Source organism: Clostridioides sp. ZZV14-6345 (genome assembly GCF_020657775.1).
Lineage (GTDB): Bacteria > Bacillota > Clostridia > Peptostreptococcales > Peptostreptococcaceae > Clostridioides > Clostridioides difficile_D.
On the sequence record NZ_JAGWCX010000118.1, the window covers coordinates 1 to 4,741 of the forward strand.

General features: G+C 31.1%; 4 protein-coding genes. All 4 read left to right on the forward strand.

Features of this window, described 5'->3' with window-relative positions:
• Window positions 1-372: 372 nt before the first annotated feature.
• Genes KGF39_RS18865 through KGF39_RS18880 form a run of 4 tightly spaced genes read left to right on the forward strand, consistent with a single transcriptional unit; the run spans window position 373 to window position 4,684 of the window.
• On the forward strand, window positions 373-1,785 hold the full coding sequence (locus KGF39_RS18865) for a DASS family sodium-coupled anion symporter (protein WP_054272595.1): 1,413 nt from the start codon (window positions 373-375) through the stop codon (window positions 1,783-1,785).
• 36 nt (window positions 1,786-1,821) lie between these two features.
• Window positions 1,822-2,961: an amidohydrolase family protein gene (locus KGF39_RS18870; protein ID WP_227823492.1), complete on the forward strand. Its 1,140-nt coding sequence runs from the start codon at window positions 1,822-1,824 to the stop codon at window positions 2,959-2,961.
• Window positions 2,962-2,975: 14 nt separating this feature from the next.
• Window positions 2,976-3,959, forward strand: a complete 984-nt coding sequence (locus tag KGF39_RS18875; protein WP_054272593.1) for a hydroxyacid dehydrogenase — start codon at window positions 2,976-2,978, stop codon at window positions 3,957-3,959.
• 26 nt (window positions 3,960-3,985) lie between these two features.
• Window positions 3,986-4,684, forward strand: a complete 699-nt coding sequence (locus KGF39_RS18880) for an RraA family protein (protein ID WP_054272592.1) — start codon at window positions 3,986-3,988, stop codon at window positions 4,682-4,684.
• Window positions 4,685-4,741 lie beyond the last annotated feature (57 nt).

Consider the following 4,741-nt stretch of genomic DNA (forward strand, 5'->3'; position numbering starts at 1 on the left):
TGTATGAAATCAAATGTATTTTCATCATTTTAATAATGGAAATAAGGCTTATCTCTATTTTAAGACAGCCTCTTTTGCTAAACGATATGTATCACAAAATTTAGACTAGGCGTTTTATTAATAATTGAAATACTATATTTCATTTTGAAATTATTGTGTTTCATTTTGAAATACAATATAGGCAAATAAAGTATCACTACTAATACTCTTTAAGAAAAGGTTTCTATAAATTTTTATTGAATCTATTTGATTCGTATTAAAATTGCAATAAATTGCACAAAAAAATAAAAAAATTATTATTAGGCTAAAAAGTTGGCATATTTTGTGCTTTTATAATTTAGTATAAATTTAAAATTAAATAAGGAGAAGAAAATGAATAAAAAACAGTTGATGAAATTCTTACTTGTTGCAGCTATACCAATAATTATATGGAACTTACCTGCACCACAAGGATTGAAGAAAGAAACTTGGGATATTGTTGCTTTATATCTAGGCTTACTAGCAGGTCTTGTCATTAAACCATTTAAAGAACCAATAATTACCTTAATCATTGTAGGTGTAGCACTTATGTTTATGGATGAGTCAATACTACTTCATGGATATTCAGATAAGATGACTTGGTTTTTAGTTGTTGTAACTATTGTATGTACAGCCTTTGTAAAGACAGGATTAGGAAAACGTATGGCATATAACCTTTTACTAAGAGCAGGAGATTCTACCCTAGGGCTTGGATACTTAATGATGATAAGTGATTTAATACTTAGCCCAGCTACAGGTTCAAATGCATCTAGAACAACTATTATATACCCTATATTTAGAAATATAGCAGAAGGTGCAGGTTCTAAACCTGATGATGAGCCTAAAAAATTAGGTGCATATTTAACAGTATTAACATATGTAGTCTCTCAAGGTACAGCAGCATTATTTTTGACAGGTATGGCAACTAATGCGATAACAGTTTCTTTGGCAGCAAGCATGTTAGGTGTTAACTTAACTTGGGGAACTTGGTTTATGGCATCAGTTGTACCAGCAGGCTTATTCTTACTAGTAGCACCACTTATAGTATATAAGATATATAAGCCAGATTTAACTCATTTAACAGATATTAAGCCACAGATAAGAAAAGATTTAGATTCATTAGGCACTATTACAAAACATGAAAAAATATTAGTTGTATTCTTTATTCTTGCAATTCTTGGATGGATGTTTGGTGAAAAAATACCTTTTATAAACTTAAATATGCAAGTAGTAGGATTTGTATTCTTGGCATTAGTTCTTATAGCAGGTATTTTAGACTGGGATGATGTTATTGGTGCTAAAGGAGCATGGAATGTATTTATATGGTATGGTGCATTTTATGGTATTGCTGGTTCATTAGCTGATGCAGGCTTTTACAATTGGCTGGCTGATAAATTAGGTACAGTACTTAATCTATCAGATGTAAATGGATTATTAGTTACAGTAGTACTATTGTTAGTGAGTTTGGCAGTTAGATACTTCTTTGTGTCAAATAGTGCATTTGTGGCATCTTTTTATCCTGTACTATTTGCAATAGTTCTATCTACTAAAGCAAATCCAATGGTAGTCACATTATTACTAGCATTCTTTGCAAGTTATGGAGCTTTATTGACTCATTATGGAAATGGAGCTGGTCTTATAGCCTTTGCCTCAGGGTATGTATCTCAAAAAGATTTCTGGAAAGTAGGTACTATCATGGTAATGATTGCATTAGCAATATTTTTAGTAATAGGTTTACCTTACTGGAAAATAATTGGATTATGGTAAGTACATATTAAATTTATATATTGGAGATGAATGATTATGCTAGATTTACTTATTATAAATGGTCATGTAATAGACCCTAAAAATAATGTAAATGGAAATAAAACGATTGCTATATACAATGGAAAAGTAACTGAATATAAACATGGTGATAAAGCAAAACACACAATAGATGCAAGAGGTAAATTTGTTTTTCCAGGGTTGATTGATGCACATGCTCATATGTTTGCAGATGGAACTGAAATTGGTATATATCCAGATAGCACCTATCTTCCAACTGGTGTTACTAGTGCAATTGATTGTTCAGCAGGAGTAGCAAATTACCAACTATTTAAATCTTCAATTGTAGCTAAAAGTAAAGTAAATATAAAAAGTTTCTTGCAAGTTTGCTCAGCAGACTTGGTAACTACTAGTTACCATGAATGTATTGACCCAAAGTATTTTAATCATGAAAAAATAGAACGAATATACAATGAAAATAAAGATAATATATTAGGTCTAAAAATAAGATTAAGTGAAAATTTAGTAGAGGGTCTAGGGATAGAGCCATTAAAAGAAACTATTAAAATAGCTGAAAAAATAGGATGTCCTGTTGAAGTTCATTGTACAAATTTACCAGTTCCTACAGAAGAAGTATTAAACATATTAAGACCAGGAGATATATTTGAACATGTATATCAAGGTGTTCAAAATACTATCCTCGACTCAAATGGCAATTTATATGAATGTGTGAAGAAAGCAAGGGAAAGAGGAATCATATTTGATACAGGTGAAGGTAGAAAACATGGTGATTTTGAAGTTATGTTAAAAGCAAAAGAACAAGGATTTATAGCTGATATTTGTAGCACAGATTTGGTACTAGAAAGCATGTTTAGAAGACCTATATTCTCTCTACCAAATCTTATGTCAAGATACTTATGTATGGGAATAAGTCTATATGATGTTGTAAAAATGACAACACAAAATCCAGCTAAACTTATGAAAATTGAAAATCAGATAGGCTGTTTATCAGAAGGTGCAAATGCAGATGTAGCAATATTTGACATTATGGATGTCAAACAAATTTATACAGATTGGAAAGGTAGTAAATTCGAGGCAGATAAATTATTAAAAACAGAAATGACCATCAAAGATGGATTTATAGTATATTGTGCCCCAGATTACATATATGAAAATTAATTAGGAGGAAAAAAATGGGTTGGAAAATATTATTACCACAAGAAATAATGCAAGAAGGAAGAGATTACTTAGAAAGTAGAGGTCATGAACTAATAACTGGTTCAGGCATGGAAACTAAAGATATAATAAATGATATAAAAGGTATTGATGCAATTATAGTTAGGCTATCTAAAATAACGAGAGAGGTATTTGAAGCTGCTGATAACCTAAAAGTAATAGTACGTCATGGAGCAGGCTTTGATACTGTAGATTTGGAGGCAGCAAAAGAATTTGGTGTTCAAGTATTGTATTGTCCAGTAGCAAATAGTACTTCTGTTGCAGAGGTAACACTAATGTATATGTTATATTGCTCTAGAAATTATACAAAGGTAAGAAAAAGCTTTATAGATGACTATTACAAAGCTAAATTAAGAACTCCTAAATGTGAGCTTGATGGAAAAACTGTAGGAATTATTGGATGTGGAAACATAGGTTCAAGAGTTGCTAAGATGTGTATGGATGGATTTAATATGAAGGTAGTTGCATATGACCCATACAAATCATCTAAAGACTTCCCACAAGGTGTAGAAGTAACTAGAGATATAAACAAGATATATAAAGAAAGTGATTTTGTTTCTGTTCACTGTCCAACAACTTCTGTTACTAAAAATTTTATAGGAAAAGAACAATTTAGTATGATGAAAGAAACAGCATTTTTTATAAATGCAGCAAGAGGAAGTGTTGTAGATGAACAAGCTTTATATGAAGCATGTAGAGATAACATTATAGCAGGTGCTGGTTTAGATGTATTACAACAAGAGCCAGTAGATTCTAAAAACCCTATATTGTATTTAGATAATGTTGTGGTATCTCCTCATATAGGAGCAGCAACTAAAGAAGCCACTAATAGAGCCTCTTTACACTCTGCAATTGGAGTTAATGAAGTATTTGAAGGTAAAAATCCTACTTGGCCAGTAAAATCAATAGATTGGGATAATGCAACTATATATAATGATTAGTAAACACTTATTAGGAGGAATTTAAAATGACAATAGGAAATAGAGTATATTTAAAAAGAGATTTACCAGATAAAGAACTTGTAAAAAGATTTAGTGTATTACCAGCAGCAAATGTTGGAGATTGTATGTATAGGTCAAGTGCATTAAGTTCAGAAATAAAGTTAATGTCTTCACCAAAAAACAGAATGTGTGGAGTTGCATTAACAGTAAAATCAAGACCAGGAGATAATTTAATGCTTCATCAAGCTCTTAATATAGCTCAAGAAGGAGATGTAATAATACTATCTAATAATGGAGATAGAACACAGGCTATCATGGGAGAAATAATGTACAAATATCTTGCAGATTTCAAAAAAGTAGCTGGAATTGTAATAGATGGTCCAATAAGAGATATTGATGTTATATCAAAGTCTAATTGTCCAATATATGCTACGGGAACTACTCCAGGTGGTCCATATAAAGAAGGTCCTGGTGAAGTAAATGTGCCTATATCTATAGGTGGAATTGCTGTTAATCCAGGAGATATAATATTAGGAGACCAAGATGGTGTAATAGTAATTCCTAAAAATGATGCAGTAGACCTTATTGAGAAAGCAGAAGCAAATGCTCAGCAAGACCATGCTAAGGTTGTAAAGGCTTCTGAAGGAACTGCAAATAGAGACTGGGTAAAAGAAACTTTAGAAAAAAAAGGTGTAGAAATTATAGATGATGTTTACAGAGTTTAATAATAAATGACTCATATTCTATATGAGACTGTAAATCAATTTGTGCTTTTAAAGATA

Excerpts from the sequence above, each read along its gene's own strand:
- KGF39_RS18875 (WP_054272593.1), top strand. The coding sequence starts at position 2,976 with ATGGGTTGGAAAATATTATTACCACAAGAAATAATGCAAGAAGGAAGA.
- KGF39_RS18880 (WP_054272592.1), top strand. The coding sequence starts at position 3,986 with ATGACAATAGGAAATAGAGTATATTTAAAAAGAGATTTACCAGATAAA.
- KGF39_RS18870 (WP_227823492.1), top strand. The coding sequence starts at position 1,822 with ATGCTAGATTTACTTATTATAAATGGTCATGTAATAGACCCTAAAAAT.
- KGF39_RS18865 (WP_054272595.1), top strand. The coding sequence starts at position 373 with ATGAATAAAAAACAGTTGATGAAATTCTTACTTGTTGCAGCTATACCA.